This is a genomic window from Neobacillus cucumis (genome assembly GCF_023715505.1).
Genome location: NZ_JAMBOH010000136.1, coordinates 1 through 346 on the forward strand (window position 1 = coordinate 1; position 346 = coordinate 346).

Genomic DNA, 346 nt, shown 5'->3' on the forward strand with positions numbered 1-346 from the left:
AAAAGGTCGGGAGTTCGAATCTCTCAGGGCGCACTTTAACGGGAAGTAGCTCAGCTTGGTAGAGCACTTGGTTTGGGACCAAGGGGTCGCAGGTTCGAATCCTGTCTTCCCGACCATTCTTCTTAAAGCTTATGGGGTCTTAGCTCAGCTGGGAGAGCGCCTGCTTTGCACGCAGGAGGTCAGGGGTTCGATCCCCCTAGACTCCACCAATATAATTATATGATGGCGGTGTAGCTCAGCTGGCTAGAGCGTACGGTTCATACCCGTAAGGTCGGGGGTTCGATCCCCTCCGCCGCTACCATTAATAATTATGATTAGTTTAACATGGACCTTTAGCTCAGCTGGT

Annotated in this window: 3 tRNA genes; all 3 read left to right on the top strand. The window is 51.7% G+C overall.

Annotated features, from left to right (window positions below):
* Positions 1-39: 39 nt before the first annotated feature.
* A tRNA-Pro gene (locus M3226_RS31780) sits at positions 40-116 on the top strand.
* 17 nt (positions 117-133) lie between these two features.
* Positions 134-209 (top strand) — tRNA-Ala (locus M3226_RS31785).
* Positions 210-224: 15 nt separating this feature from the next.
* Positions 225-301: transfer RNA gene (locus M3226_RS31790), tRNA-Met, on the top strand.
* Positions 302-346: the final 45 nt, after the last annotated feature.